The organism is Variovorax terrae (assembly GCF_022809125.1).
GTDB classification, from domain to species: Bacteria; Pseudomonadota; Gammaproteobacteria; order Burkholderiales; family Burkholderiaceae_C; genus Variovorax_A; species Variovorax_A terrae.
Genome location: NZ_JALGBI010000001.1, coordinates 2,709,273 through 2,732,890, shown reverse-complemented (window position 1 = coordinate 2,732,890; position 23,618 = coordinate 2,709,273). Strand labels below are relative to the sequence as shown.

22 protein-coding genes are annotated in these 23,618 nt (G+C 67.8%); 14 read left to right on the top strand and 8 right to left on the bottom strand.

The window, feature by feature from the left end:
- Positions 1 to 194: 194 nt before the first annotated feature.
- The 6 genes from MMF98_RS12860 to MMF98_RS12835 all read left to right on the top strand — a co-directional run bounded on the left by MMF98_RS12860 (position 195) and on the right by MMF98_RS12835 (position 6,155).
- Entirely contained in the window at positions 195 to 428 is a 234-nt protein-coding gene (locus MMF98_RS12860) for an exodeoxyribonuclease VII small subunit (protein WP_243306667.1), read from the top strand.
- Positions 425 to 1,360: a polyprenyl synthetase family protein gene (locus tag MMF98_RS12855; RefSeq protein ID WP_243306666.1), complete on the top strand. Its 936-nt coding sequence runs from the start codon at positions 425 to 427 to the stop codon at positions 1,358 to 1,360. Before MMF98_RS12860 ends, MMF98_RS12855 begins: the two co-directional genes overlap by 4 nt.
- Before the next feature lie 74 nt (positions 1,361 to 1,434).
- Positions 1,435 to 3,327: a 1-deoxy-D-xylulose-5-phosphate synthase gene (gene dxs, locus MMF98_RS12850; RefSeq protein ID WP_243306665.1), complete on the top strand. Its 1,893-nt coding sequence runs from the start codon at positions 1,435 to 1,437 to the stop codon at positions 3,325 to 3,327.
- On the top strand, positions 3,324 to 3,599 hold the full coding sequence (locus MMF98_RS12845) for a hypothetical protein (protein WP_243306664.1): 276 nt from the start codon (positions 3,324 to 3,326) through the stop codon (positions 3,597 to 3,599). Before dxs ends, MMF98_RS12845 begins: the two co-directional genes overlap by 4 nt.
- A gap of 217 nt (positions 3,600 to 3,816) precedes the next feature.
- Complete coding sequence (locus MMF98_RS12840) at positions 3,817 to 4,896, top strand: TRAP transporter substrate-binding protein (RefSeq protein ID WP_243306663.1); 1,080 nt, start codon at positions 3,817 to 3,819, stop codon at positions 4,894 to 4,896.
- A gap of 179 nt (positions 4,897 to 5,075) precedes the next feature.
- Positions 5,076 to 6,155 (top strand): TRAP transporter substrate-binding protein, encoded by a 1,080-nt coding sequence (locus MMF98_RS12835; protein ID WP_243306662.1) that lies wholly within the window; start codon positions 5,076 to 5,078, stop codon positions 6,153 to 6,155.
- 154 nt (positions 6,156 to 6,309) lie between these two features.
- Here MMF98_RS12835 and MMF98_RS12830 read toward each other — a convergent pair whose 3' ends face one another.
- The 5 genes from MMF98_RS12830 to selD all read right to left on the bottom strand — a co-directional run bounded on the left by MMF98_RS12830 (position 6,310) and on the right by selD (position 12,323).
- The gene (locus tag MMF98_RS12830; RefSeq protein ID WP_243306661.1) at positions 6,310 to 8,142 is read right to left on the bottom strand and encodes a hypothetical protein; all 1,833 of its coding nucleotides are present in this window, start codon (positions 8,140 to 8,142) and stop codon (positions 6,310 to 6,312) included.
- Positions 8,143 to 8,358: 216 nt separating this feature from the next.
- Entirely contained in the window at positions 8,359 to 8,850 is a 492-nt protein-coding gene (locus MMF98_RS12825) for a hypothetical protein (protein WP_243306660.1), read from the bottom strand.
- Positions 8,851 to 8,950: 100 nt separating this feature from the next.
- Entirely contained in the window at positions 8,951 to 10,507 is a 1,557-nt protein-coding gene (locus MMF98_RS12820; RefSeq protein ID WP_243306659.1) for a TRAP transporter large permease, read from the bottom strand.
- Between the two features lie 70 nt (positions 10,508 to 10,577).
- Entirely contained in the window at positions 10,578 to 11,117 is a 540-nt protein-coding gene (locus tag MMF98_RS12815) for a TRAP transporter small permease subunit (protein ID WP_243306658.1), read from the bottom strand.
- 150 nt (positions 11,118 to 11,267) lie between these two features.
- Positions 11,268 to 12,323: a selenide, water dikinase SelD gene (gene selD, locus MMF98_RS12810; RefSeq protein ID WP_243306657.1), complete on the bottom strand. Its 1,056-nt coding sequence runs from the start codon at positions 12,321 to 12,323 to the stop codon at positions 11,268 to 11,270.
- 16 nt (positions 12,324 to 12,339) lie between these two features.
- On the opposite strand from selD, the gene senA reads away from it, so the two are divergent.
- On the top strand, positions 12,340 to 13,593 hold the full coding sequence (gene senA / locus MMF98_RS12805) for a selenoneine synthase SenA (RefSeq protein ID WP_243306656.1): 1,254 nt from the start codon (positions 12,340 to 12,342) through the stop codon (positions 13,591 to 13,593).
- Positions 13,594 to 13,635: 42 nt separating this feature from the next.
- Here senA and MMF98_RS12800 read toward each other — a convergent pair whose 3' ends face one another.
- A complete protein-coding gene (locus MMF98_RS12800; RefSeq protein WP_243306655.1) occupies positions 13,636 to 14,733 on the bottom strand; it encodes a substrate-binding domain-containing protein in 1,098 nt (365 codons plus the stop codon).
- Between the two features lie 50 nt (positions 14,734 to 14,783).
- Between MMF98_RS12800 and MMF98_RS12795 the strand changes: the two genes are divergently transcribed.
- From MMF98_RS12795 to MMF98_RS12780, 4 genes are all read left to right on the top strand, one after another.
- Positions 14,784 to 15,518 carry an ABC transporter permease gene (locus MMF98_RS12795; RefSeq protein ID WP_243306654.1) on the top strand — a complete coding sequence of 245 codons (735 nt, stop codon included), beginning with the start codon at positions 14,784 to 14,786 and terminating at the stop codon, positions 15,516 to 15,518.
- Positions 15,519 to 15,573: 55 nt separating this feature from the next.
- The gene (locus MMF98_RS12790) at positions 15,574 to 16,293 is read left to right on the top strand and encodes an ABC transporter ATP-binding protein (RefSeq protein WP_243306653.1); all 720 of its coding nucleotides are present in this window, start codon (positions 15,574 to 15,576) and stop codon (positions 16,291 to 16,293) included.
- 53 nt (positions 16,294 to 16,346) lie between these two features.
- Positions 16,347 to 17,120: an ABC transporter substrate-binding protein gene (locus MMF98_RS12785; RefSeq protein WP_243306652.1), complete on the top strand. Its 774-nt coding sequence runs from the start codon at positions 16,347 to 16,349 to the stop codon at positions 17,118 to 17,120.
- 138 nt (positions 17,121 to 17,258) lie between these two features.
- Positions 17,259 to 17,636: a nuclear transport factor 2 family protein gene (locus tag MMF98_RS12780; protein WP_243306651.1), complete on the top strand. Its 378-nt coding sequence runs from the start codon at positions 17,259 to 17,261 to the stop codon at positions 17,634 to 17,636.
- Between the two features lie 47 nt (positions 17,637 to 17,683).
- On the opposite strand, the gene MMF98_RS12775 is transcribed toward MMF98_RS12780, so the two are convergent.
- Both MMF98_RS12775 and MMF98_RS12770 read right to left on the bottom strand, forming a co-directional pair.
- Entirely contained in the window at positions 17,684 to 18,517 is an 834-nt protein-coding gene (locus MMF98_RS12775) for a dienelactone hydrolase family protein (protein ID WP_243306650.1), read from the bottom strand.
- A 90-nt stretch (positions 18,518 to 18,607) separates the two neighbouring features.
- Positions 18,608 to 19,756, bottom strand: a complete 1,149-nt coding sequence (locus MMF98_RS12770; RefSeq protein ID WP_243306649.1) for a helix-turn-helix domain-containing protein — start codon at positions 19,754 to 19,756, stop codon at positions 18,608 to 18,610.
- 179 nt (positions 19,757 to 19,935) lie between these two features.
- Between MMF98_RS12770 and MMF98_RS12765 the strand changes: the two genes are divergently transcribed.
- The 3 genes from MMF98_RS12765 to MMF98_RS12755 are packed head-to-tail and all read left to right on the top strand — an operon-like array spanning position 19,936 to position 23,617.
- A complete protein-coding gene (locus MMF98_RS12765; protein ID WP_243306648.1) occupies positions 19,936 to 20,409 on the top strand; it encodes a (2Fe-2S)-binding protein in 474 nt (157 codons plus the stop codon).
- Positions 20,410 to 20,430: 21 nt separating this feature from the next.
- On the top strand, positions 20,431 to 22,803 hold the full coding sequence (locus MMF98_RS12760) for a xanthine dehydrogenase family protein molybdopterin-binding subunit (RefSeq protein ID WP_243306647.1): 2,373 nt from the start codon (positions 20,431 to 20,433) through the stop codon (positions 22,801 to 22,803).
- A gap of 22 nt (positions 22,804 to 22,825) precedes the next feature.
- On the top strand, positions 22,826 to 23,617 hold the full coding sequence (locus tag MMF98_RS12755; protein WP_243306646.1) for an FAD binding domain-containing protein: 792 nt from the start codon (positions 22,826 to 22,828) through the stop codon (positions 23,615 to 23,617).
- The last annotated feature ends 1 nt before the right edge of the window (position 23,618 follow it).

The following is a 23,618-nucleotide window of genomic DNA, read 5'->3' as shown; positions in this document are numbered from 1 at the left end:
CTAAAGACTCCCCCTATGAAGGGACAGTGCTGGTAAACGCCATAGCGCGGGAAGTTGCCGGAGTGCGGCGAGGAAGGAGGGCCATTGTACCCCGGAGCGCCTGGTTTCCCCTGATGAATGTCAATTCCCCGCGGTTTTGCGGCGGGGGTCCGGCCACGTCCTAAAATCAAGGGTTGCAACAAAGAAGCCGTTCCATGCCCAAGGCCCCCGTTTCCCCCGCCGCACCGGCCAGCTATGAAGCTGCGCTGGAAGAGCTCGAACAGCTGGTGAGTCGGCTGGAGTCGGGCCAGATGCCGCTGGAACAGCTGCTCTCGGGCTACCAGCGCGGGGCCGAACTGCTCAAGTTCTGCCGCGACCGGCTGGAGGCCGTGGAAAACCAGATCAAGGTGCTGGACGAAGGCAGCTTCAAACCGTGGACGCAAGAGTGAATTCGAGTGACGCCGTGCTGCCCCGGGGGGCGCAGGTCCCTGCGGGGCCGTGGGACCTGGAGGCGTGGAGCACCAGGCATCTGGAGCGGGTCGAGCAGGCCCTCTCGCACTGGGTGGCGCAGGAGGCGCCGGCCGGCCTCGGCGACGCCATGCGCTATGCCGTGCTCGGCGGTGGCAAGCGGCTGCGCCCGCTGCTCGCGCTGGCGGCCTGCGAGGCGGTGCACGGCAACGGCGAGGCCGCGCTGCGCGCCGCCTGCGCCGTGGAGCTGATCCATGCCTACTCGCTGGTGCACGACGACATGCCCTGCATGGACAACGACGTGCTGCGCCGTGGCAAGCCCACCGTGCACGTGAAGTTCGGCCAGGCCCAGGCCCTGCTGGCGGGCGACGCGCTGCAGGCGCTGGCGTTCGAGCTGCTGGCGCCCGAGGATGCCGGCGTGCCGCCCGCGGTGCAGGCCGCGCTGTGCCGACTGCTGGCGAGGGCCGCAGGCTATGAAGGCATGGCCGGCGGCCAGGCGATCGATCTCGCCAGTGTCGGGCGCGCCCTCACGGAGGATGAGCTGCGCGCCATGCACCGCCTCAAGACCGGCGCGCTGCTGCAGGGCAGCGTGCTGATGGGCGCCGTCTGCGGCACCGTGCCGGCGCCGGCGCTGGAAGCCCTGAAGGCCTATGGCGCCGCGCTGGGGCTGGCGTTCCAGGTGGTGGACGATATCCTGGACGTGACGGCCGACTCCGTGACGCTGGGCAAGACGGCCGGCAAGGATGCGGTCCAGGACAAGCCCACCTATGTGTCACTGCTCGGGCTGGAGCGCTCGCAGGCCTATGCGCAGGAACTGCTGGCCCAGGCCTTGGCCGCGCTGGCGGCCAGCGGCCTGCCCGACACGCGCGCTCTGCGCGCGCTGGCGGACATGGTGGTGAACCGGGCGAATTGAGGGTTTTTTAAGGGAAAATGGCCAGAGGTCCGCGTGTGGTGGACCTGGCCAGCTATCAAAAGCGTAGCAAAATCATGTCATACCCACTGCTGCAGACGATCAACGATCCCGCCGAGCTGCGCCGGCTTCCGCGCGCCGAGCTCAAGGCCCTGGCCGACGAGTTGCGCGCCTATGTGCTGGACAGCGTCTCCAAGACCGGCGGGCACCTGAGCTCCAACCTCGGCACGGTGGAGCTCACCGTGGCGCTGCACTACGTGTTCAACACCCCGCACGACCGGCTGGTGTGGGACGTGGGCCACCAGACCTATCCGCACAAGATCCTGACCGGGCGGCGCGACCGCATGGCCACGCTGCGCCAGCTCGGCGGCCTGTCGGGCTTCCCGCAGCGCGCCGAGAGCGAGTACGACACCTTCGGCACCGCGCATTCCAGCACCAGCATCTCGGCCGCGCTCGGCATGGCGCTGGCGGCCCGGCAGAAGGGCGAGGACCGCCATGCGGTCGCCATCATCGGCGACGGCGCCCTGAGCGCGGGCATGGCGTTCGAGGCGCTCAACAATGCGGGCGTGCAGCACGACTGCAAGCTGCTGGTGATCCTGAACGACAACGACATGAGCATCAGCCCGCCGGTGGGCGCGCTCAACCGCTACCTGGCCCAGCTCATGAGCGGCCAGTTCTATGCCGCGGCCAAGAACGTGGGCAAGACCGTGCTCAAGCCGGTGCCGCCGCTGTTCGAGCTGGCCAAGCGCTTCGAGCAGCAGGCCAAAGGCATGGTGGTGCCGGCCACGCTGTTCGAGAAGTTCGGCTTCAACTACATCGGCCCGATCGACGGCCACGACCTCGACTCGCTGATCCCCACGCTGGAGAACCTCAAGCACCTGCAGGGCCCGCAGTTCCTGCACGTGGTCACCAAGAAGGGCCAGGGCTACAAGCTGGCCGAGGCCGACCCGGTGGCCTACCACGGCCCGGGCAAATTCGACCCGGCTGTTGGCCTGCAAAAGCCCAGCGCACCCCCGAAGCCCACCTTCACCCAGGTGTTCGGCCAGTGGCTGTGCGACATGGCGGCGCAGGACGAGCGCCTGGTCGGCATCACGCCGGCCATGCGCGAAGGCTCGGGCCTGGTGGAGTTCGAGAAGCGCTTTCCTGGCCGCTACTACGACGTCGGCATCGCCGAGCAGCACGCGGTGACCTTCGCCGCGGGCCTCGCCTGCGAGGGCCTGAAGCCGGTGGTGGCGATCTACTCCACCTTCCTGCAGCGCGCCTACGACCAGCTGATCCACGACGTGGCGATCCAGAACCTGCCCGTGGTGTTCGCGCTCGACCGCGCCGGCCTCGTCGGCGCCGACGGCGCCACCCATGCGGGCGCCTACGACATCCCGTACCTGCGCTGCATCCCGAATGTGAGCATCGCCTGCCCGGCCGACGAGAACGAATGCCGCCGGCTGCTGACCACGGCCTTCGGGCAGAGCCACCCGGTGGCCGTGCGCTACCCGCGCGGCGCCGGCGTCGGCACCGCGATGGACACCGATCTGCAGGCCCTGCCGTTCGGCAAGGGCGAAGTGCGGCGCGAGGGCAGCACCATCGCGATCCTGGCCTTCGGCACGCTGCTGTACCCGGCCTTGCAGGTGGCCGAGCGGCTCAACGCCAGCGTGGTCAACATGCGCTGGGCCAAGCCGCTGGACACCGCGCTGCTGCTGGACGTGGCTGAGCGCCACGACGTGCTGGTAACCCTGGAAGAGGGCGCCGTCATGGGCGGCGCCGGCAGCGCCGTGAGCGAGGCGCTGCAGGCCGCGGGCGTGGCCAAGCCCCTGCTGCAGCTCGGTTTGCCCGACCAGTTCATCGAGCATGGCGACCCGGCCAAGCTGCTGTCCCTGCAGGGGCTGGACGCCGCCGGCATCGAGGCCGCGATCCGGCAGCGCTTCGCGGCCCAGGTGGATCGGGCGCGCCCCGTTCTCAAAGTGGTGGCATGACCCTTGACGCCGCCGGCGCGGGCATGCCCGCCGTGCAGGCGCGCCGCGACCTGCGCGAGCTGGCCATCCAGCGCGTCGGCCTCACTTCGCTGCGCTATCCCTTGAGCGTGGTGGTGGGCGGGCAGGTGCAGCCCTCCGTGGGGCGGTGGACGCTCGATGTGGCGCTGGCGCTCGATACCGATGCCCGCATCGGCAGCTATGGCGTGGACGTGGCCAACCACGAGTCGATCCACGCGCACGACGTGTTCGCCAACCTGAGCGTCGAACGCTAGCCCGGCGTTTCTCCCCCGATTGCGCTGCCGTGCCGGCCTGGTGCGGCCGGCTTTCCGACGCGGCCCGGCCCCGTGGCTAGGGGTATTCCGCAAGGGAAAACCCCCGAAAGCCAAAGTGTTCGTTTTTCTAGAATCGCCCCTGGCTCTTCAATACGAAAGTGTTGATAACGAGCCAAAAAGCCTCGTGCATTTCTACTAAATGATTAGGAGCGAACTGATGGACCGTCGATCTCTCATCCAACAAGCCGGGGTCGCCGGTATCCTCGCCGCCGGGGTGGCTCCCGCGGTGCACGCACAGGCCACAGTGCGCTGGCGCCTGGCCTCGAGCTTCCCCAAGTCGCTCGACACCATCTTCGGTGCGGCGGATGTGTTCTCCCAGCAGGTCAAGGCCATGTCGGGCGGCAAGTTCGAGGTGTCGGTGCATGCGGCCGGCGAACTGATGCCGGCCTTCGGCGTGGTGGACGGCGTGCAGCAGGGCTCGATCGAGGCCTGCCACACCGCGCCGTACTACTTCTTCGGCAAGGACGAGTGCTTTGCACTGGGCTGCGCCATTCCGTTCGGCCTCAACAGCCGCCAGATGAGCGCCTGGATGTACGAGGGCAACGGCCGCAAGCTCATGAACGAGTTCTATGCCAAGTACAACATGGTCAGCTTTGCCGGCGGCAACACGGGCTCGCAGATGGGCGGCTGGTATCGCAAGGAAATCAAGACGGTCAAGGACATCAAGGGCCTGAAGATGCGCATCGGCGGCTTCGCAGGCAAGGTGCTGGAGCGCCTGGGCGGCGTGCCGCAGAACCTGCCGGGCGGCGACATCTACCCGGCGCTGGAGAAGGGCACGATCGATGCGGCCGAGTGGGTGGGTCCGTACGACGACCAGAAGCTGGGCTTCAACAAGGTGGCGCCGTACTACTACTACCCCGGCTGGTGGGAAGGCGGCCCCGAGCTGGACTTCTTCATCAACCAGAAGGCCTACGATGCGCTGTCGCCCGAGAACAAGGCCATCGTCGAAGCGGCCAGTGCCAGTGCCCACGTCAGCATGCAGGCCAAGTACGACGCGCGCAACCCGGCGGCGCTCAAGCAACTGGTGGGCGCGGGCACCAAGCTGCGCCCGTTCCCGGCCGACGTGATGACGGCCGCGTTCAAGGAATCGATGGCGCTCTATGAGGAGCTGTCGGCCAAGAACGAGAGCTGGAAAAAGATCTACGCCGACTACGACAAGTTCCGCGCCGACCAGAACCTGTGGTTCCGCTTCACCGAGGCCACGTTCGACAAATTCATGCAGGCACAGAAGCTGTAAGAGGCCTTTTGACTCAGCCGCAAACCGCGCTCCGGCGCGGTTTGCGGTTTTTGGTTCTAGATAGAAGTCCTAGGCCTTGCTGCAAGGAATATGAAAGCAACAGTATTCTTTTGAAAAGGAGTGAAAGCTATCATTCTTAAGTTGTATTTTCCAACAACACTTCATAGGAGATAGCTTTCATGGATCGTCGTTCCCTTATCAAGAATGCCGGCATCGCCGGTGTCCTGGCCGCCGGAGTTGCTCCCGCGGTGCACGCACAGGCCACGGTGCGCTGGCGCCTGGCCTCGAGCTTCCCCAAGTCGCTCGACACCATCTTCGGCGCAGCGGAGGTGTTCTCCCAGCAGGTCAAGTCCATGTCGGGCGGCAAGTTCGAGGTGTCGGTGCATGCGGCCGGCGAACTGATGCCGGCCTTCGGTGTGGTGGACGGCGTGCAGCAGGGCTCGATCGAGGCCGCGCACACGGTGCCCTACTACTTCTTCGGCAAGGATGAATGCTTCGCCATCGGCGGCGCCATTCCGTTCGGCCTCAACAGCCGCCAGATGAGCGCCTGGACCTATGAAGGCAACGGCCTGAAGCTGATGCGCGAGTTCTACGCCAAGTACAACATGATCAGCTTCCCCTGCGGCAACACCGGTTCGCAGATGGGCGGCTGGTTCCGCAAGGAAATCAAGACGGTCAAGGACATCAAGGGCCTGAAGATGCGCATCGGCGGTTTCGCGGGCAAGGTGCTGGAGCGCCTGGGCGGTGTGCCGCAGAACCTGCCGGGCGGCGACATCTACCCGGCGCTGGAGAAGGGCACGATCGATGCGGCCGAGTGGGTGGGCCCGTACGACGACCAGAAGCTGGGCTTCAACAAGGTGGCGCCGTACTACTACTACCCCGGCTGGTGGGAAGGCGGCCCGCAGGTCGACCTGTTCGTGAACCAGAAGGCCTACGACGCGCTGTCGCCCGAGAACAAGGCCATCGTCGAGGCCGCCAGTGCCTACGCCCACGTCAACATGCAGGCCAAGTACGACGCGCGCAACCCGGCGGCGCTCAAGCAACTGGTGGGTGCCGGTGCCAAGCTGCGCCCGTTCCCGGCCGACGTGATGGCGGCCGCGTTCAAGGAATCGATGTCGCTGTACGACGAGCTGTCGGCCAAGAACGAGAGCTGGAAGAAGATCTACGCGGACTATTCCAAGTTCCGCGCCGACCAGAACCTGTGGTTCCGCTTCACCGAGGCCACGTTCGACAAGTTCATGCAGTCGCAGAAGCTGTAAGTACGATTTCGCGCACCGGCACAGAGGGCTTGGAGGCCCCAGCCGGTGGCCCGCCGCATGGAACCCCCGAGGTTGAGCCTCGGGGGTTTTCTTCTTTTGCGTTACCGCGAGTGCCTACCGTGCGTGGCGTACGGGGGCGGCGCGGTGTCTCCAGTCACGGGAGACTCGGACTGGAAAAGAGCGTCAAGGAGAGGGAGGACGAACGCCTCGACGCCGAGGTGATGGCCACGCGACCCGGCAACCCAGTCGTCAATTGGCCGACGTCGGTGTAAAGATCGGACGAGCCGTAGCGCAGCGCCGACACCTCGCTCAATGTGGCGGGGTCTACGACGACGAGCAGGTTGCTCAATTCGTAGTTCCCAGCGGCCTCCAGGCGAAGGCACAGGATTCGAGAGCCAGCCGCACGGCAGTGGAAGCCCGGCAACTGACCCAACAGTCTCAGATCGGCAGAGGCATAGGCCGCAGACGAAGTCACCACCTGCCCGTTTGCCACGTCCATGGTGACGGATGCGGCGTCGCGCACGACCTGGACTTCCTGGAGCCCGTTGGCGAGCACCGCAATGCGCCTCAGCCCCGACTCCGTTGTCTCTGTATTGGATCCGACGAGCTCAACGCCATTGGGAGCAAAGGTAATCACATTGCTGCCGGTATGAGTCTGAGTGCGAACCGGCTGCTCGACCATGTTGCGGTAGAGCAGCACGCCCATGTGCCTGGGCGAGCAGCACCTGTTGGCAAGGGAGACGGCCACGACTGAAGCATCGACGGGCGAGACGGCGATGGACTCGGCATCAAGGGCACCTAAAAAGCTATCTGTTGGCAGCGTCACCCGACTCACTTCAGTGAGGGCCGGCAGACGGTAGCGAACCAGGGTACCTGACCCCGCCACATACAGTGTCGAACCATCGCCGGAGATCGCAATGGACCGTGGATTCAGGTTGAGCTTTGCCGTATAGGAAACTGTGCCGGAATTCGCATTGACTGTGGCAATCGAGTCTGCGCCGGTCTCGGCAAATGCCGGAACGGTTGCGTAGTACACCCCTCGAAGTGGGTCTGCGACGATGGCATTGTGTTCGAGGGATACGACGAAGGTGGTCGTGGCTTGATCCCTGAGCGCGTTGAGGTGGTCGCTCCACAGTTTTCCGGCCACCGTTGCCGATGTCAGCTTCAGGGTGTGGCGGGCCGTGATGACCTTGCCATTGCCATCATGGGCTTCGCGAACGGCCTGCACCATGCCGAACTGGCTTGCGAAATAGGTTTCTTCCGTTGCAATGATGGGCGGCGCGACGGGCACTGCCGCATTGGACGACACGATCGCGAGGGTGAGCGTGTTGCTGAAATGGGCGGTGGAAAGGTTCTTTCCTGAAAAGGTCAGTGTTTCGAAACCTCGGAAGATTTGTGTGAAGGTCAGCCGGAATCCTTCGGGGACGCCGTCGCCGTTGAGGTCGGCTCCCCAGGAGCCCTCCCGACGGATGGTGCGCAAGGAGCCTTCCGGGTACAGCACGTCGGGGTATTCGGTGATGGTGCGGATAACGTTGCGGGCGGCAGCCGGAATGCTCGTGTCGGGGAGTCCGACGATGGTCAGGCCGGAGCTTGACTTCGAGTAATGGGTGACATTGCTGCCTTCGCCGTCGGTTTCGGTGACCGTGACATAGCTGGGGTTCGATGTCGCAGCTGGCTGAGCAAACTCTCGAACGCCGGTGGGTGCACTGGTATCGAAGGCTACGGATCGGATGACCGTATCGAAGGTATTCCCGTTCGCCGCCAACTTGGCATAGATCCATTGGTCTCCATGCGCCAGTGGAAACAAGTTCAGGGAGCGGACATCGGTGGTCGGGCCCGCGGGGTTGTTGTCTTCGTACAGCGTGGCCACCGGGCTTTGCGTGGCATTTGGAGTCGATGCGCCTCCACCGCCTCCCCCGCATGCCGCGAGGCCAATACTCAGGGCGGTCGCGAAGATGCCCGCCAGTTTTCTGATGATTCCCTTCATGGGTTCCCTCTTGTTGATATAGATGTGGATCGAGGCACGGCGTCGCGGTTCTGCGGCGAATGACCTGGCGCACCGCTCCATCGATGCGTTGGGTCCAAGGCGAGCTGTGCCGTCCGGGATTCTCGAATCACGCGTGGTGCGTGAAATCCATTGATGCATGCCCGTGGATGTTCAGGCAAAGTCTCCTTTCCTGATGGTTGACCAATTGGGGCCGGCCTACTTCAGGCCGCGGAACGCCTTCAGCTCCTGGATCAGGCGTTCGAACTCCATCAGCATGACGGGGTCGGCGGCGTAGAAGACCGCGAACTTGCCCATCAGCGTGCGCACGTAGAGGCGCGGTGCGATCAGCCAGTCGAGTCCGCGCACACGCACCATTTTTCCGTAGGCCAGCTCGCGCAGCTCCATCTTCTTGTCCCAGACCCAGGACTGGTGCAGCGCGCCGGCGTCCAGCCGCGTGGTGCTGCGCAGGATGTGCCACCACGTGTACAGCATGAGCGCCAGTCCGGCGAGGAACCAGGTCATGAGCGGCCGGCTTCCGGCCTGGCCCTGCAGCCACAGGTTGATGAACCAGCCCGCCGTGCCGAACACCACCAGCGTGGCCAGCAGCTTGAAGAAGGGCGAGAAGGCCGGTCCGTGCAGCGAGGCGCCCAGCGCGGGGGTGAAACGGAACGGCGGCGGCCCGAGGGATTCGATCGGGGAAGGATTCATGTCGCGTGGCGGCCGCAGGGGCTTCCAATCAAAAAAGCCCCGCGCAGGCGCCTTGGGCGCTGCGCAGGGGCCTGGGCCCGGCGTGGTGGACGGGGGTGGCTTATTTCTTTTCCTTGAACAGGTCGTCTATTTTCTTCTGCTCGTCATCTTCGGCCTTGGCGGCAGCCTTTTCCTGGTCGGCGGCGCTGGGCGCTGCTTCGCCGGGCTTGAGGTCTGCGTCGGGCTTGGGGGCATCGGCCGGGTCTTCGGGCATCTCGATCTTGACCTTGTCGATGTCGATCTTCTGCTCCTTGTCCAGGAACATGGTGACCGACTGGGGCACGAAGATCACGATCACCACCAGGATGAGCTGCATCAGCACCCAGGGGATCGAGCCGAGGTAGATGTCGTTGGACTTGACCGGCTTCTCGATGCGTCCTTCCTTGAACAGCGTGTCGGCGATGCCGCGCAGGTAGAACAGCGCGAAGCCGAACGGCGGGTGCATGAAGCTGGTCTGCATGTTCACGCACAGCAGCACGCCGAACCAGATCAGGTCGATGCCCATCTTGTCGGCCACCGGCCCGAGCATCGGCAGGATGATGAAGGCGATCTCGAAGAAGTCGAGGAAGAAGGCCAGGAAGAAGATGAAGATGTTGACGACGATCAGGAAGCCCGTCTGGCCGCCCGGCAGGCCCGTGAGCATGTGCTCGACCCACTTGGCGCCGTCCACGCCCTGGAACACCATCGAGAACACGCGCGAGCCGATCAGGATGAACACCACCATGGCCGTCAGGCGCATGGTGCCCACCATGGCCTCCCACAGCAGTTGGAGGCTCAGGCGGCGGTGGATGGCGGCCAGCACCAGCGCGCCCACGCAGCCCATGGCGCCGGCCTCGGTCGGCGTGGCGATGGCGGTGTCGATGCCGGGCAGGCCGCCCATGGAGCCGAGCACCGCGAAGATCAGGATGGCCGAGGGGATGATGCCGCGCAGGCACTTGACCCACAGCGCCCAGCCGCTCATGGTGCGGGCTTCCTTGGGCACGCCGGGCACGTGGTGCGGCTTGACGATGCTGAGCGCGAAGGTGTAGAGCGCGAAGATCAGCACCTGCAGGATCGACGGGCCCCAGGCGCCCTTGTACATGTCGCCCACCGAGCGGCCGAGCTGGTCGGCCAGCACCACCAGGATCAGCGAGGGCGGCACCAGCTGCGTGATGGTGCCCGAGGCCGCCAGCACGCCGGTGGCGTAGCGCATGTTGTAGCCATAGCGGATCATCACCGGCAGCGAGATCAGCGCCATCGCGATCACCTGGCCGGCCACCGTGCCGGTGATGGCGCCGAGGATGAAGCCCACGATGATCACCGAGTAGCCCAGGCCGCCGCGCACCGGACCGAACAGCTGGCCCATGGAGTCGAGCATGTCCTCGGCCAGGCCGCACTTCTCGAGGATGGCGCCCATGAAGGTGAAGAACGGGATCGCCAGCAGCAGGTCGTTGCTCAGGATGCCGAACACGTTGAGCGGCAGGTTGGCCATGAAGCTGGGCGGAAACCAGCCCATCTCGATGGCGAAGAAGCCGGAGGCCAGGCCCAGCGCGGCCAGGGAGAACGCGACCGGGAAGCCGATCAGCATGATGAACACGAGCGCGCCGAACATGAACGGCGCAAAGTTTTCCATTTGCATTTTTATTGTTCCGGAAAGCGGTGAGGGGGCAGGAGGCGGGATGCGGGGGCGGCGTCAGCGGGGGCGCGGCTCACTGCACCGGCTTTTCGTAGTGGGTGTCCATCTGGAACCTGCCCTGCAGGTAGGCGATGCGCTTGACGATCTCGCTCAGCCCCTGCAGGAACATCAGGCCGAAGCCCAGCGGCAGCAGCAGCATCGCGGGCCAGCGGATCAGGCCGCCGGCGTTGCTGGACATCTCGTGCGTGAGGAACATCTTCACCAGCAGCGGCCAGCTCAGCCAGGCCAGCAGCCCCATCACCGGCATCAGGAAGAAGATCAGGCCGAACAGGTCCACGTAGACCGGACCATTGCCCTTGAGCTTGCCGTAGAAGATGTCGACCCGCACGTGCTCGTTGAGCTTGAGCACCACCGGGGCGCCCAGCATCACCGTGGCGGCAAACAGGTACCACTGGATTTCGAGCCAGCCATTGGAGCTCATGTCCATGAGGTAGCGGACGAAGGCGTTGCCCGCGGAAATGAGGGCGGCCATGAGCACGGTGACGGCGGCGATCCGTCCGAACTTGTCGTTGATCCAGTCGACGCCCAACGCGAATTTGAGTAATCCTGACACGGTGTGTCTCCGAGGTGTTTTTGACTCTGCGGGAAAAGAGGACAGGCGCCTTCTGATGCGCCCGTCATCCTGTCAGGAATGTTACCTTTCGACTACTGAATTTACCCTGACAGAGCAGGTCCGGGATTACCCTTAAGCCCGCGGCGGTGCCTACCGCAGTTCCAGGCCGCGGCCTTCGGTGAGATCGCCGATCCGGGCCGCATCGGCGAAGCCGCCCTGGCGGAACAGGGCCAGCACCTCATCGGCTTTCCCGGGCGCGCAGGCCACCAGCAGGCCGCCGCTGGTCTGCGGGTCGGTCAGCAGCGCGCGGTCGGCGTCGCTCCAACGGGCGGGCAGCTCGATGTCGTGGCCGTAGCTGGTCCAGTTGCGGCCCGAGGCGCCGGTCACGAGGCCTTGCTCCGCCATCGCGCGCACCCCCGGCACCAGCGGCACGCGATCCCACTGGATGCGGGCCTTCAGGCCGGCGCCGCGCGCCATCTCCAGCGCATGGCCGGCCAGGCCGAAACCCGTCACGTCGGTCAGCGCATGCACCTCGGGCAGCGCGGCCAGCGCGATGCCGGGCTTGTTCAGGCGCGTGGTGTGCTCCATCAGCGCGGCATAGCCCGCGGCGTCGAGTTGGTTCTTCTTCAGCGCCGCCGACAGCACGCCCACGCCCAGCGGCTTGCCCAGGATCAGCGCATCGCCGGCGCGCGCGCCGCTGTTGCGCTTGATGCGCGAGGGATGCACCAGCCCCATCACCACCAGGCCGTAGATCGGCTCGACCGAATCGATGGTGTGGCCGCCCGCGATCGGAATGCCCGCGTCGCGGCACACGTCCTGGCCGCCGCGCAGGATCGCGCCGATGGTTTCCAGGGGCAGCACGTTGATGGGCATGCCGACCAGGCCCAGCGCCATGATGGGCGTGCCGCCCATGGCGTAGACGTCGCTGATGGCATTGGTGGCGGCGATGCGGCCGAAGTCGTACGGGTCGTCGACGATGGGCATGAAGAAATCGGTGGTGGCGATCAGCGCCTGCTCGTCGTTGAGCAGGTAGACCGCCGCGTCGTCCGAGGTCTCGATGCCGACCAGCAGCTCGGGCGGCACCGGGAACGCGGCCGTGGACTGGAGGATCTGGCTGAGCACGCCGGGCGCGATCTTGCAGCCGCAGCCGCCGCCATGCGACAGCGAGGTCAGGCGCGGGACAGGGGAAGGAGTGGGTTCGGACATGGGTGAATAATAAGCAATGCCCTCGGTTTCCCCTTCCGTCACGCCCGCCGACATCGATTCGCCCGACATGCGCCATGCCGGGCGCGACCTGCTGTCGCTGGCGCTGATGGACGCGCGCAACCACACGCTGCACCTGCTGGGCCAGTACGAAAGCGCCCTGGCGCAGACCCGCTTCGCCGTGCCCGTGCTGCCCGAGGTCGAGCCGCCGCTGTGGCTGGCCGGCCACGTGGGCTGGTTTGCCGAGTTCTGGATCGGCCGCAACACCCAGCGCGCGCTGGGGCCGCGCTGCGGCCCCGAGCCGACCCGGCTGGCTTCCATCGAGCCGGAGGCCGACCGCTGGTGGAACCCGGCCCTGCTGCCGCATGCGCAGCGCTGGATGCCGGCATTGCCCGGCCTCGACGCCACCCGCGCCTACATGCTGGAAACACTCGAGGGCACGCTCGAGCTGCTGGAGAAAACCCCCGACGGCGACGACGCGCTGTACTTCTACCGGCTGGCGCTGTTCCATGAAGACCTGCGCGGCGAGCAGCTGGTGGCGATGGCGCAGACGCTGGGCCTGCCGCTGCCCCTGGGCCTGCCCGGTGCCGTGGCGCCGCGCGAGCCGCTGCCGATGCCTGCCACGCGCTGGCTGCTGGGCTCGCCGGCGGGCGGCTTCGTGTTCGACAACGAAAAGTGGACGCACGAAGTGGCGGTGCCCGAGTTCGAGATCGACGCTCAGCCCGTGAGCTGGGCGCAGTTCGTCGAGTTCGTCGACGACGGCGGCTACGACCGTCCCGAACTGTGGCAGCCCGAGGGCTGGCAATGGCTGCAGGACAAGGCCGGCAGCGAGGGCCGCCGCGGCCCGCGCCACGTGGAGCAGATCGGCGTGGCCAGCGGCGCGGTGCTGCAGACCCATTTCGGCCAGGCGGTGCGCATGGCCGGCAGCCAGCCGGCCATGCACCTGAGCTGGTGGGAGGCCGAGGCCTGGGCCCGCTGGGCCGGGCGGCGGCTGGCCACCGAGGTGGAGTGGGAGATCGCGGCCCACACCGCCGTGCGGCGCGGCTTCCGCTGGGGCGACGTGCAGGAATGGATGGCCGGCACGCTGCGGCCCTGGCCCGGTTTCAGCCCCGACCCGTGGGCCGCGTACTCCCAGCCGTGGTTCGGCCAGGCCCGGGTGCTGCGCGGCGCCTCGTTCGCGGCACGGGCGCGCATGAAGCATCCGAAATTCCGCGGCTTCGCGCTGCCCGGGCGCGACGACGGCTTCGTGGGCTTTCGCACCTGCGCACTCTAGGTGCTATGAAAATAAGAGCAGCCAATGACCGTGGGACACGGACTATGGCCTCTTTTTGGGCCTGAAATCCCACCAGGGCAGCAATTTGCTCAGCGACAGCACTTCGCCGCACTGCGCCGGCGCATAGCCGGCCACGCGGGCCAGTTGCTGCTGCCAGGCCGGGCTGCGCAGCAGGCGCGTCAGGGCCTGCGTGGCGGGTTGCTCCAGCATCGACTTGAGGCACACCAGGTGGTAGCGCTCCTGCACCAGCGGCACGAAATGCAGGCCCCGCGCCACCGCCGCGGCCTCGGTGCCCAGGCCCGCATCGGCCTGGCCGCTGGCCACGGCCTGCGCCACCGCGGCGTGCGAGGGCTCGGTGCGCTGGTAGCCCGCGATGCGGTCGCCCGGCAGCCCTTGCTGCGCCAGCATCTCGTCGAGCAGCACGCGCGTGCCGGTGCCCAGGTCGCGGTTGACGAAGCGCACGCCGGGCCGGGCCAGGTCCGCCAGCGACGCGATGCCATGCGGGTTGGCCGGCGCCGTCATCAGGCCCTGGGTGCGCCGGGCGTAGCCGATGATCTTGTGCAGGCCCGGTTCGAGCAGCGGCTTGTAGGTGCGCGCGGCCAGCGTGCCGGGCCCGGGCTGCTCCAGCGTGTGAAAGCCCGCCATTTCGCAGCGGCCCTCGTTGAGCGCGCTGATCGCGTCCACGCTGCCTGTGAAGCGGATGTCCAGGTGCAGCCGGGCGTGCTGGGCCGCGTAGCCGCGCAGCGCGGCCAGGCCGTCGTCATGGCTGGCGTACAGGCCCAGCACATGGGCCCCGTCGTCGAACGCCACGGCGAAGACGCGCTCCAGGTCGGCGCGCAGCGATTCGATCTGCGGTGCCAGCCGCGCCTGCGCCTGGCGCTCGGCCCACAGCAGCTTGGCCCCGAATTCGGTGAGCCGGGCCGATTGGCCTTTTTCCCAGACGATCAGCTCGTGGCCAAGCTCCTGCTCCCAGCGCTTGAGCTCGCCCCACACATGGCGGTAGGACAGCGACAGCGCGCGCGCCGCGGCCGAGATCGAGCCCCCGGCGGCTACCGCCTGAAGCAGGTCGAGCAGCGGGTTGCGGATCAGGTTGGCATCGTTGTCGCGGGCCAGCGAATAGTTGAGCTGGACCTTATGCACTGGAATTCATATGGCGGTGATCAAGGGGCTTGCCTACGATACCCGAACTTATGAATTCCTTTGCCGAGAGCGCGGCCACCGCGCTGGCCCTCATCACCTCGCTGGACGCCGGCCTGTGGGCCATCGTGGCGCGCTCGCTGCAGGTCAGCGCGCTGGCCTGTGCGCTGGCCTGCGGCCTGGGCGTGCTGCTGGGCGGCTGGCTCGCGGTGGCGCGCTTTGCCGGGCGCGGCGCGGTGCTGGCGCTGCTCAACACGCTGTTGGCCCTGCCCTCGGTGGTGGTGGGGCTGGTGGTCTACCTGCTGCTGTCGCGCAGCGGCCCGCTCGGCTTCCTGGGCTGGCTGTTTTCCTTCAAGGCCATGGTGCTGGCGCAGGCCGTGCTGGTGCTGCCGGTGGTGACGGCGCTGGTGCGCCAGACGATCGAGGACGCCGACCGCGCCCATGGCGAGCAATTGCAATCGCTGGGCGCGGGCGCGCTGCTGCGCAGCCTGCTGCTGGCCTGGGACGAGCGCTACGCGCTGCTCACGGTGCTGATCGCCGCTTTCGGCCGCGCCGTGTCGGAGGTGGGCGCGGTGATGATCGTGGGCGGCAACATCGACGGCTTCACGCGCGTGATGACCACCGCCATCGCGCTGGAAACCAGCAAGGGCGACCTGCCGCTGGCGCTGGCGCTCGGGCTGGTGCTGCTGGGCGTGGTGCTGGGGCTCAACGTGCTGATCGCATTGATCGGCCGCTGGCGCGAAAGCGCCCTGGACGGCCGGCCCCTGATGCGGGCGGCCGCGGCATGAGGCCTGCAGGCACGCCCATCCGCCGACCGGCGGCCCGCAGGCCGGAGCCGGCGCCGTGAGCGGCCTGGTGCAGCTCAGCGCGGTGGGCGTGCGCTTCGGCCGCCTGCAGGCGCTGCAGGACATCAGCCTCAAGGTGTCGGCGGGTGAGCGGCTGGCGCTGATCGGCGCCAACGGCAGCGGCAAGAGCACGCTGCTGCGCGTGCTCCACGGCCTGGTCCGGCCCGACAGCGGCTCGGTGCTGCGCGACGTGGCGGCGCGCCAGGCCATGCTGTTCCAGCGGCCGCACATGCTGCGCGCCAGCGCGCTGGCCAATGTGGCACTGGGCCTGTGGTTGCAGCAGGGCCTGCGCTGGCGCGAGGCGCGGCGCCAGGCGCTGCGGGCGCTCGAGCGCGTGGGCCTGGCCGAGGAGGCGCAGCGCAACGCGCGCGCGCTGTCGGGCGGCCAGCAGCAGCGGCTGGCGCTGGCGCGGGCCTGGGCCGTGCGGCCCGACATGCTGCTGCTCGACGAGCCCACGGCCAGCCTGGACCCGCATGCCAAGCGCGAGGTCGAGGCGCTGATGGCCGAGTTCGCCCGGCCGGGCGAGCTTGGCGGCGCGATGACGCTGGTGTTCGCCAGCCACAACCTCGGCCAGGTCAAGCGCCTGGCCACGCGCGTGGTGTACCTGGAGCACGGGCGGGTGCTGGCCGATTTGCCCGTGCATGAGTTTTTCAACGGTCCGACGCTGGGCGCCGTCTCGCGCGAGGCCGATCTGTTCGTCAAAGGAGAGCTGGCATGAGGTTTTTGAAGCGTTTTCGGGCGGGGGTCCTTGTCGTATGGACATCGGCTGCTATGAATTTGGTAGCGTCCGCGCCGGTGGCGGCACAGTCCATCACCATGGCTTCGACCACCTCGACCGAGCAGTCGGGCCTGTTCGGGCACCTGCTGCCCGAGTTCAGGAAGGCCAGCGGCATCGACATCAAGGTGGTGGCCGTGGGCACCGGCCAGGCCATCGACATGGCGCGCCGCGGCGACGCCGACGTGCTGTTCGTGCACGACCAGGCGGCCGAGGAGAAATTCGTGGCCGAGGGCGGCGCGGTCAAACGCTATCCGGTGATGTACAACGACTTCGTGCTGGTCGGCCCCAAGGCCGATCCGGCCGGCGCGCGCGGCAGCGACATCGTGGAGGCGCTCAGGAAGCTGGCCGCCGCCAACGGTGCCTTCATTTCGCGCGGCGACAAGAGCGGCACGCACGCGGCCGAGCTGCGCTACTGGGCCCAGGCCGGCCTGGCGGACAGGAAGGGCGGCGGCTACAAGGAATGCGGTTGCGGCATGGGGCCGGCGCTGAACATCGGCTCGTCGGCCAACGCCTACGTGCTGACCGACCGCGGCACCTGGCTGAGCTTCAAGAACCGAGGTGACCTCGTGATCCTGGTGGAAGGCGACAAGCGGCTGTTCAACCAGTACGGCGTGATGGTGGTCAACCCCGCGAAGTTTCCGCACGTGAAAGCGGCCGAAGCCCAGAAGTTCGTGGACTGGGTGATTTCACCGGCCGGGCAGGGCGCGATCGCGGCCTACAAGATCGGCGGCGAGCAACTGTTCTTTCCCAACGCCGGCAGCCAGTGAGCGGTCCCGGTCGGCGCTGCTGCAAAGGCGCCCGGTGAGCGCCGCGATGACCTCCCGCGTCATGGACGCGCCGCCGGTGGGTGCCGATCATGGCCATACCCGCGATCGGCGGGTGAGCCAAGACCCAAGGAGCCGACCATGACCATCCCCGCCTTCGATGCCACCACCGTGGCCGAACACTACATCACCGCCTGGAACGAGACCGATGCCGCACGCCGCGAAGCGCTGCTGGCGGCAAGCTGGACCGATGACGCGACCTACGTGGACCCGCTGATGCAGGGCCGCGGCCGCGAGCAGATCAGCGCGCTGATCGGCGCCGTGCACGCGCGCTACCCGGGCTTTCGCTTTGTGCGCGATGGCCAGGCCGACGGCCACGGCGAGCACCTGCGTTTCTCGTGGACGCTGGGGCCGCAGGCCCAGCCCGACCTGATCAAGGGCACCAACTATGCGCGGCTGTCGGGCAGGCGCCTGCAGGCCGTCACGGGCTTTCTGGACCGGGTGCCGGCCGGCGCGTGAAGCGCAGGCGGGCCGCCCGTTTCGGCGGGCAGAGGCCCTGGCGCCGCTCAGGGGCCGATGTGCTGCGCCAGGAACGCGCGCAGCCGGTCGATCGACTGCCTGGCCGCCTCGGGCTGGTAGGCCATCAGGTAGCCGGCGACGCGCCGCGGCGGCTGCAGGTCGATCCAGTCGAAGCCATGGTGGGCGTCGGGGTAGACCACCAGTTCCAGCGGCGCGCCGCGGCCGGCGCGGCGCTCCAGCATCTGCTGGCAGCGGCTGGCCGGCGTCCAGTCGTCGCGCTCGCCGGTCATGATCAGGGTGGGCATGTCGACTTCGCTGAAATAGGCCCGGCAATCGGGGTAGTAGGCGGCAGCGGCCTTGAAGCGCAGCGGCGGAGGAAGCGCGAACGCGGGTGTCGCGCGCGACTGCGCCAGCTCCAGCGCAACCCAGGCGCCTTGCGAATAGCCCAGCAGCGCAACGCGCTTGGGGTCCACGTCGGCCCGCGTCGCCAGGTAGCGCAGGCCGCTCACGGCATCGGCGGGGCGCTGGTCGGCACGGCTGCGGGCGCGGTCGGCGCCGCAGGCGGACTTGACGTCCTGGTAGGCAAAGCTGTCGATCACCAGCACCGCGTAGCCCCAGGCCGTGAGGCGGTCGGTCATCTCCTGCAGGAAGCGCGGCGACATGCCGCCGCAGCCGTGCAGGGCCACGACGGCGCCGAACGGGCCGGGGCCCCGCGGTTTGGCGAAGTAGGCCTTGATGTCGTCGCCGGCCACCGAGGGCGTGGCGGCTGGCGAGGCCGCTCGCAGGGTCACGGTCTCGACATCGGTGGCGGCGAGGCCCGGCCGCAGGGCCAGCACCATGGCGGCAATGGCCAGCAGCGGCCGGAAGCGGGGAAGCAGCATGCGTGGTCTCCTTGGGGATCTCAGGCGATGCGGCATCGTAGGACGAAAGTATGGCGGCAAGCCTGAAGCCGCGCTGACGGCGCTGCGGCTTCAGCGCGGCGGCTGGCGGCCCAGCTTGCGGTAGACGGTGGCCCGGCTGATGCCCAGGGCGCGGGCGGCCTTCATCACGTTGCCGCGGGCATCGTCCACGGCCTTGCGGATCAACGCGATCTCCACGTCCTTGAGCGGCAGGCTGTCGGCGGTGGCGGGGGGTGGCGTGCGCGGCAGCGGAGCGGCCTGTCCCGGGCGCAGCGGCAGGGCCTGCAGCCGCAGGCCGGACCACAGCGGCAGCTCCAGCGGCGGCGGCGCGCCGCCGCCGTGGCGCCGCGCGGTATCGAACAGTAGCTCGTGCGGCGCGGCGAACAGCTCGCTGCAATGCAGCGGGGCGGTGCCGGCGACGAGCTGGGCGATCATCTGCCGCGCCATCTGGTTGGCGCCGGTGACCCAGCCGTCGGCATTGAGGCAGACCAGGCCATCGGCCTCGTCGCCCAGCAGGTGGCCGGGCCAGTTCAGGCGCACCAGCAGGCTGTGCGGCCGGCTGAGCGTGAGCGCGTTCTCGATGCTGCGCGCCGATTGCATGACCAGGTGCTGGAGCTCGGGGCGCTCCGCGGCCTCGATGCCGGTGAGGTCGAGCATGCCCACGCAGTGGCCGTCGGGGCCGAACAGCGGGGCGCCGGCGCAGCTGTAGACCGCGGTGTCGGCAAAGAAGTGCTCGCCGCGGTGCAGCCACACCGGCCGCAGCTCGGTGAGGGCGGCGCTGATGGCCGAGGTGCCGATGCTGCGCTCGGAGAGGTCGACGCCGATGCGGGCGATGGCCTGGGCGCGCCGGTCGGAGTGATCGACGGGCCCGCCCACGTCGATCACGGTGCCCTCGGCGTCGGTCAGGATGGCGAAGTAGCGCGTGCTGGCGATGGCGCGGCCCAGCCGGTCCAGCACCGGCTTGGCCGCCTGCACCAGCGAATGGCTGGCCTCGCGGGTGCGGCGCATCGCCTCGGCGGGAATCACGTCGAACGCCACATGCTGCTCGGGGCGCTGGCCCTGGGCCAGGCAGCGGCGCCAGGAGCGCTCGATCCAGGAGCGCTCGAACCAGGCGTCCACCAGGGTGTCGGTGAGCGAACGCCCTTCCTGCATCACAGTCTCGCGGGCCTGCTCGATCTGCTGCAGTCGTTGCTCCGCGAAGGCGGTCGGTACCGGTTTCATGGCTTGCCCGGATCGTGGTTCGTGGGGGTGGCGTCATGATGACAGCCACAATGTTGCATTTTGAGAATTTCAGGGGCTTGACGCAACCGAACTAGGGTTTAGCCTAGGTAAGTGGGGGAGGGCGGGGTCAACAATTTCATCACCCCCAGACACGGCCTTGCGGCTACAGGAGACCCGCCATGCAAGTTCAGTTCAAGGTCAACGGCCAGCCCGCGAGCGTTGACGTCCCCCCCAACACGCTGCTGGTGCACGCCCTGCGCGAGCACCTCCAGCTCACCGGCACCCACGTCGGCTGCGACACGGCGCAGTGCGGCGCCTGCACCATCCTGCTGAACGGCCGCGCCATCAAGTCGTGCAACACGCTGGCCGTGCAGCACCACGGCGCCGAGATCACCACCATCGAGGGCCTGGCTCAGCCCGACGGCACCATGCACCCGATGCAGGCCGCGTTCAAGGAATGCCATGGCCTGCAGTGCGGCTTCTGCACCACCGGCATGGTCATGAGCGCGGTGGATCTGTGCAACCAGCGCCCCAAGGCCGGCGAGGCCGAGATCCGCGAGCTGCTCGAAGGCAACCTGTGCCGCTGCACGGGCTACCAGAACATCGTCAAGGCCGTGCAGCAGGGCCAGGCCGCCATGGCCGCGGCCTCCTGAACGAAGCGAAGGAGACAGAACATGGGTGCTTCCGATTTTTCCAGGCTGCCGCACATCGGCGAGGCGGTCCGCCGCAAGGAGGACTACCGCTTCCTCACCGGCGCCGGCCAGTACACCGACGACGTGACGCTGGCCCACCAGGCCCATGCGGTGTTCGTGCGCTCGCCGCATGCGCATGCGGCCATCAAGGGCATCGACACGGCGCGGGCCGCCGCCATGCCCGGCGTGCTCAGGGTCTTCACCGGCAAGGACGTGGAGGGCAAGATGGGCGGCCTGCCCTGCGGCTGGCTCATCACCAGCACCGACGGCCAGCCGATGAAGGAGCCGCCGCACCCGATCCTGGCCCAGGGCAAGGCGCGCTATGTCGGCGACCACGTGGCCATGGTGGTGGCCGAGTCGCTGCAGCAGGCCAAGGATGCGGCCGAGGCGGTGGAGGTCGACTACGACGTGCTGGCGCCCGTGGTGGGCGTGAGCGATGCGAAGAACGGCCCGGCGCTGCATGATGCGGCGCCCGACAACCATTGCTACAAATGGGCCATCGGCGACAAGTCGCAGGTGGACGCGGCCTTCGCCAAGGCCGCGCACGTCACCCGGCTCGACCTCGTGAACAACCGCCTGATCCCCAACGCCATGGAGCCGCGCGCGGCCATCGGCTCGTACAACCGCGCCAGCGACGAGTACACGCTCTATGTGGCCAACCAGAACCCGCACGTCGAGCGCCTGCTGATGACAGCCTTCGTGCTCGGCCTGCCCGAGCACAAGGTGCGCGTGATCGCACCCGACGTGGGCGGCGGCTTCGGCTCCAAAATCTTTCTGTATGCCGAGGACGTGGCGTTGACCTGGGCCGCCAAGCAGCTCAACCGCAACATCAAGTGGACGGCCGAGCGCAGCGAATCCTTCCTGTCCGACGCCCATGGCCGCGACCATGTGAGCCATGCCGAGATGGCGATGGACAAGGACGGCAAGTTCCTCGCGATGCGCGTGCATACCGACGCCAACATGGGGGCCTACCTGTCCACCTTCTCGACGGCCGTGCCCACCATCCTCTATGCCACGCTGCTGGCGGGGCAGTACACCTGCCCGCAGATCTACGTGGAAGTGGACGCCTGGTTCACCAGCACCGCGCCGGTGGATGCCTACCGCGGCGCCGGCCGGCCCGAGGCCACCTACCTGCTGGAGCGCCTGGTCAGCCGCTGCGGCTGGGAGATGGGCCTGGGCCAGGACGAGATCCGCCAGCGCAACTTCATCACCAGCTTCCCCTACCAGACGCCGGTGGCGTTGCAGTACGACGTGGGCGACTACCACGCCTGCATGGACAAGGCCAGGGCGCTGGCCGACGTGGCCGGCTTCGACACACGCAGGAAGGCGAGCGAGGCCCGGGGCCTCAGGCGCGGCATCGGCTACAGCAGCTACATCGAGGCCTGCGGCATCGCGCCCTCCAACATCGCGGGCGCGCTGGGCGCGCGCGCCGGCCTGTTCGAGTGCGGCGAGGTGCGCGTGCACCCCACGGGCAGCGTGACGGTGTTCACCGGCTCGCACAGCCATGGCCAGGGCCATGAAACCACTTTCGCGCAGGTGGTGGCGGCGCGGCTGGGCATCCCGGTGGAGAACGTGGACGTGGTGCACGGCGACACCGGCCGCGTGCCGTTCGGCATGGGCACCTACGGCTCGCGCTCGATCTCGGTCGGCGGCGCGGCCATCATGAAGGCGCTCGACAAGATCGAGACCAAGGCCAAGAAGATCGCGGCGCACCTGATGGAGGCGAGCGATGCCGACGTCGAGTTCGCCAACGGCGAGTTCACCGTCAAGGGCACCGACAAGAAGATCACCTTCGGCCAGGTGGCGCTCACGGCCTACGTGCCGCACAACTACCCGCTGGACAAGCTCGAGCCGGGCCTGAACGAAACCGCGTTCTACGACCCGACCAATTTCACCTTCCCCGCAGGCACCTACATCTGCGAAGTGGAGATCGACCCCGCCACCGGCAGCACGCGGGTGGACCGCTTCACCGCGGTGGACGATTTCGGCACCATCATCAACCCGATGATCGTCGAGGGCCAGGTGCACGGCGGCCTGGTGCAGGGCATCGGCCAGGCGCTGCTGGAGAACTGCGTCTACGACAAGGAAACCGGCCAGCTGCTGACCGGCAGCTTCATGGACTACGCCATGCCGCGCGCCGACGATTTCCCGCAGTTCAAGCTCGACACCGTGTGCACGCCGTGCAGCCACAACCCGCTGGGCACCAAGGGCTGCGGCGAGGCCGGCGCCATCGGCTCGCCGCCGGCCGTCATCAACGCGGTGCTCGACGCACTCCACCCGCTGGGCGTGAAAGAGTTCGACATGCCGGCCTCTCCCAGCCGGGTCTGGGAAGCCATTCAAACCGCCAAGGCCTGACCGACCCGAGGAGATATCCACCATGTATGCATTCACCTTCGAACGTCCCGCCACCACGGCCGATGCGGCGAAGCTCGCCGCCGGGGGCGCCAAGGTCCTGGCCGGCGGCCAGACCCTGCTGGCCTCGATGAAGCTGCGCCTCTCCAACCCCGAGGCGCTGGCCGACCTGGGCGGCATCAAGGAGCTGGTCGGCATCCGCCAGGAGGGCAGCGCCCTCGTGATCGGGGCCATGACCTGCCATGCCGACGTGGCAGCCAGCGCCGTGGTCCAGGCCGCGATTCCCGCGCTGGCCGACCTTGCCGCCCACATCGGTGACAAGCAGGTACGTGCCATGGGCACGCTGGGCGGCTCGGTGGCCAACAACGATCCCGCGGCCTGCTACCCGAGCGCGGTGCTGGCGCTGGGCGCCACGGTCCAGACCACGAAGCGCAAGATCGCCGCCGACGATTTCTTCCAGGGCATGTTCGCCACCGCGCTGGAAGACGGCGAGCTGATCACCGCGATCAGCTTCCCGGTTCCGAAGCGCGCGGCCTACATGAAGTTCAAGCAGCCGGCCTCGCGCTTTGCGCTGGTCGGCGTGTTCGTGGCCCAGACCGATGGCGGCGTGCGCGTGGCGGTGACCGGCGCGGGTAACGGCGTGTTCCGCCACCCCGGGCTGGAGGTCGCACTCGGCAAGAGCTTCACGCCCGAGGCCGCGGCGGCCGTCAAGATCGACGCGACCGACCTCAACAGCGACATCCATGCCTCGGCCGCCTACCGGGCCAACCTGATCAGCGTGCAGGCCCAGCGCGCGGTGGCCAAGGCGCTGGGTTAGC

Excerpts from the sequence above, each read along its gene's own strand:
- MMF98_RS12820 (WP_243306659.1), bottom strand. The coding sequence starts at position 10,507 with ATGCAAATGGAAAACTTTGCGCCGTTCATGTTCGGCGCGCTCGTGTTC.
- MMF98_RS12835 (WP_243306662.1), top strand. The coding sequence starts at position 5,076 with ATGGATCGTCGTTCCCTTATCAAGAATGCCGGCATCGCCGGTGTCCTG.
- MMF98_RS12830 (WP_243306661.1), bottom strand. The coding sequence starts at position 8,142 with ATGAAGGGAATCATCAGAAAACTGGCGGGCATCTTCGCGACCGCCCTG.
- MMF98_RS12770 (WP_243306649.1), bottom strand. The coding sequence starts at position 19,756 with ATGAAACCGGTACCGACCGCCTTCGCGGAGCAACGACTGCAGCAGATC.
- dxs (WP_243306665.1), top strand. The coding sequence starts at position 1,435 with ATGTCATACCCACTGCTGCAGACGATCAACGATCCCGCCGAGCTGCGC.
- MMF98_RS12845 (WP_243306664.1), top strand. The coding sequence starts at position 3,324 with ATGACCCTTGACGCCGCCGGCGCGGGCATGCCCGCCGTGCAGGCGCGC.
- MMF98_RS12780 (WP_243306651.1), top strand. The coding sequence starts at position 17,259 with ATGACCATCCCCGCCTTCGATGCCACCACCGTGGCCGAACACTACATC.
- MMF98_RS12760 (WP_243306647.1), top strand. The coding sequence starts at position 20,431 with ATGGGTGCTTCCGATTTTTCCAGGCTGCCGCACATCGGCGAGGCGGTC.
- MMF98_RS12765 (WP_243306648.1), top strand. The coding sequence starts at position 19,936 with ATGCAAGTTCAGTTCAAGGTCAACGGCCAGCCCGCGAGCGTTGACGTC.
- MMF98_RS12775 (WP_243306650.1), bottom strand. The coding sequence starts at position 18,517 with ATGCTGCTTCCCCGCTTCCGGCCGCTGCTGGCCATTGCCGCCATGGTG.
- MMF98_RS12825 (WP_243306660.1), bottom strand. The coding sequence starts at position 8,850 with ATGAATCCTTCCCCGATCGAATCCCTCGGGCCGCCGCCGTTCCGTTTC.
- MMF98_RS12755 (WP_243306646.1), top strand. The coding sequence starts at position 22,826 with ATGTATGCATTCACCTTCGAACGTCCCGCCACCACGGCCGATGCGGCG.
- selD (WP_243306657.1), bottom strand. The coding sequence starts at position 12,323 with ATGTCCGAACCCACTCCTTCCCCTGTCCCGCGCCTGACCTCGCTGTCG.
- MMF98_RS12795 (WP_243306654.1), top strand. The coding sequence starts at position 14,784 with ATGAATTCCTTTGCCGAGAGCGCGGCCACCGCGCTGGCCCTCATCACC.
- senA (WP_243306656.1), top strand. The coding sequence starts at position 12,340 with ATGCCCTCGGTTTCCCCTTCCGTCACGCCCGCCGACATCGATTCGCCC.
- MMF98_RS12840 (WP_243306663.1), top strand. The coding sequence starts at position 3,817 with ATGGACCGTCGATCTCTCATCCAACAAGCCGGGGTCGCCGGTATCCTC.
- MMF98_RS12785 (WP_243306652.1), top strand. The coding sequence starts at position 16,347 with ATGAATTTGGTAGCGTCCGCGCCGGTGGCGGCACAGTCCATCACCATG.
- MMF98_RS12860 (WP_243306667.1), top strand. The coding sequence starts at position 195 with ATGCCCAAGGCCCCCGTTTCCCCCGCCGCACCGGCCAGCTATGAAGCT.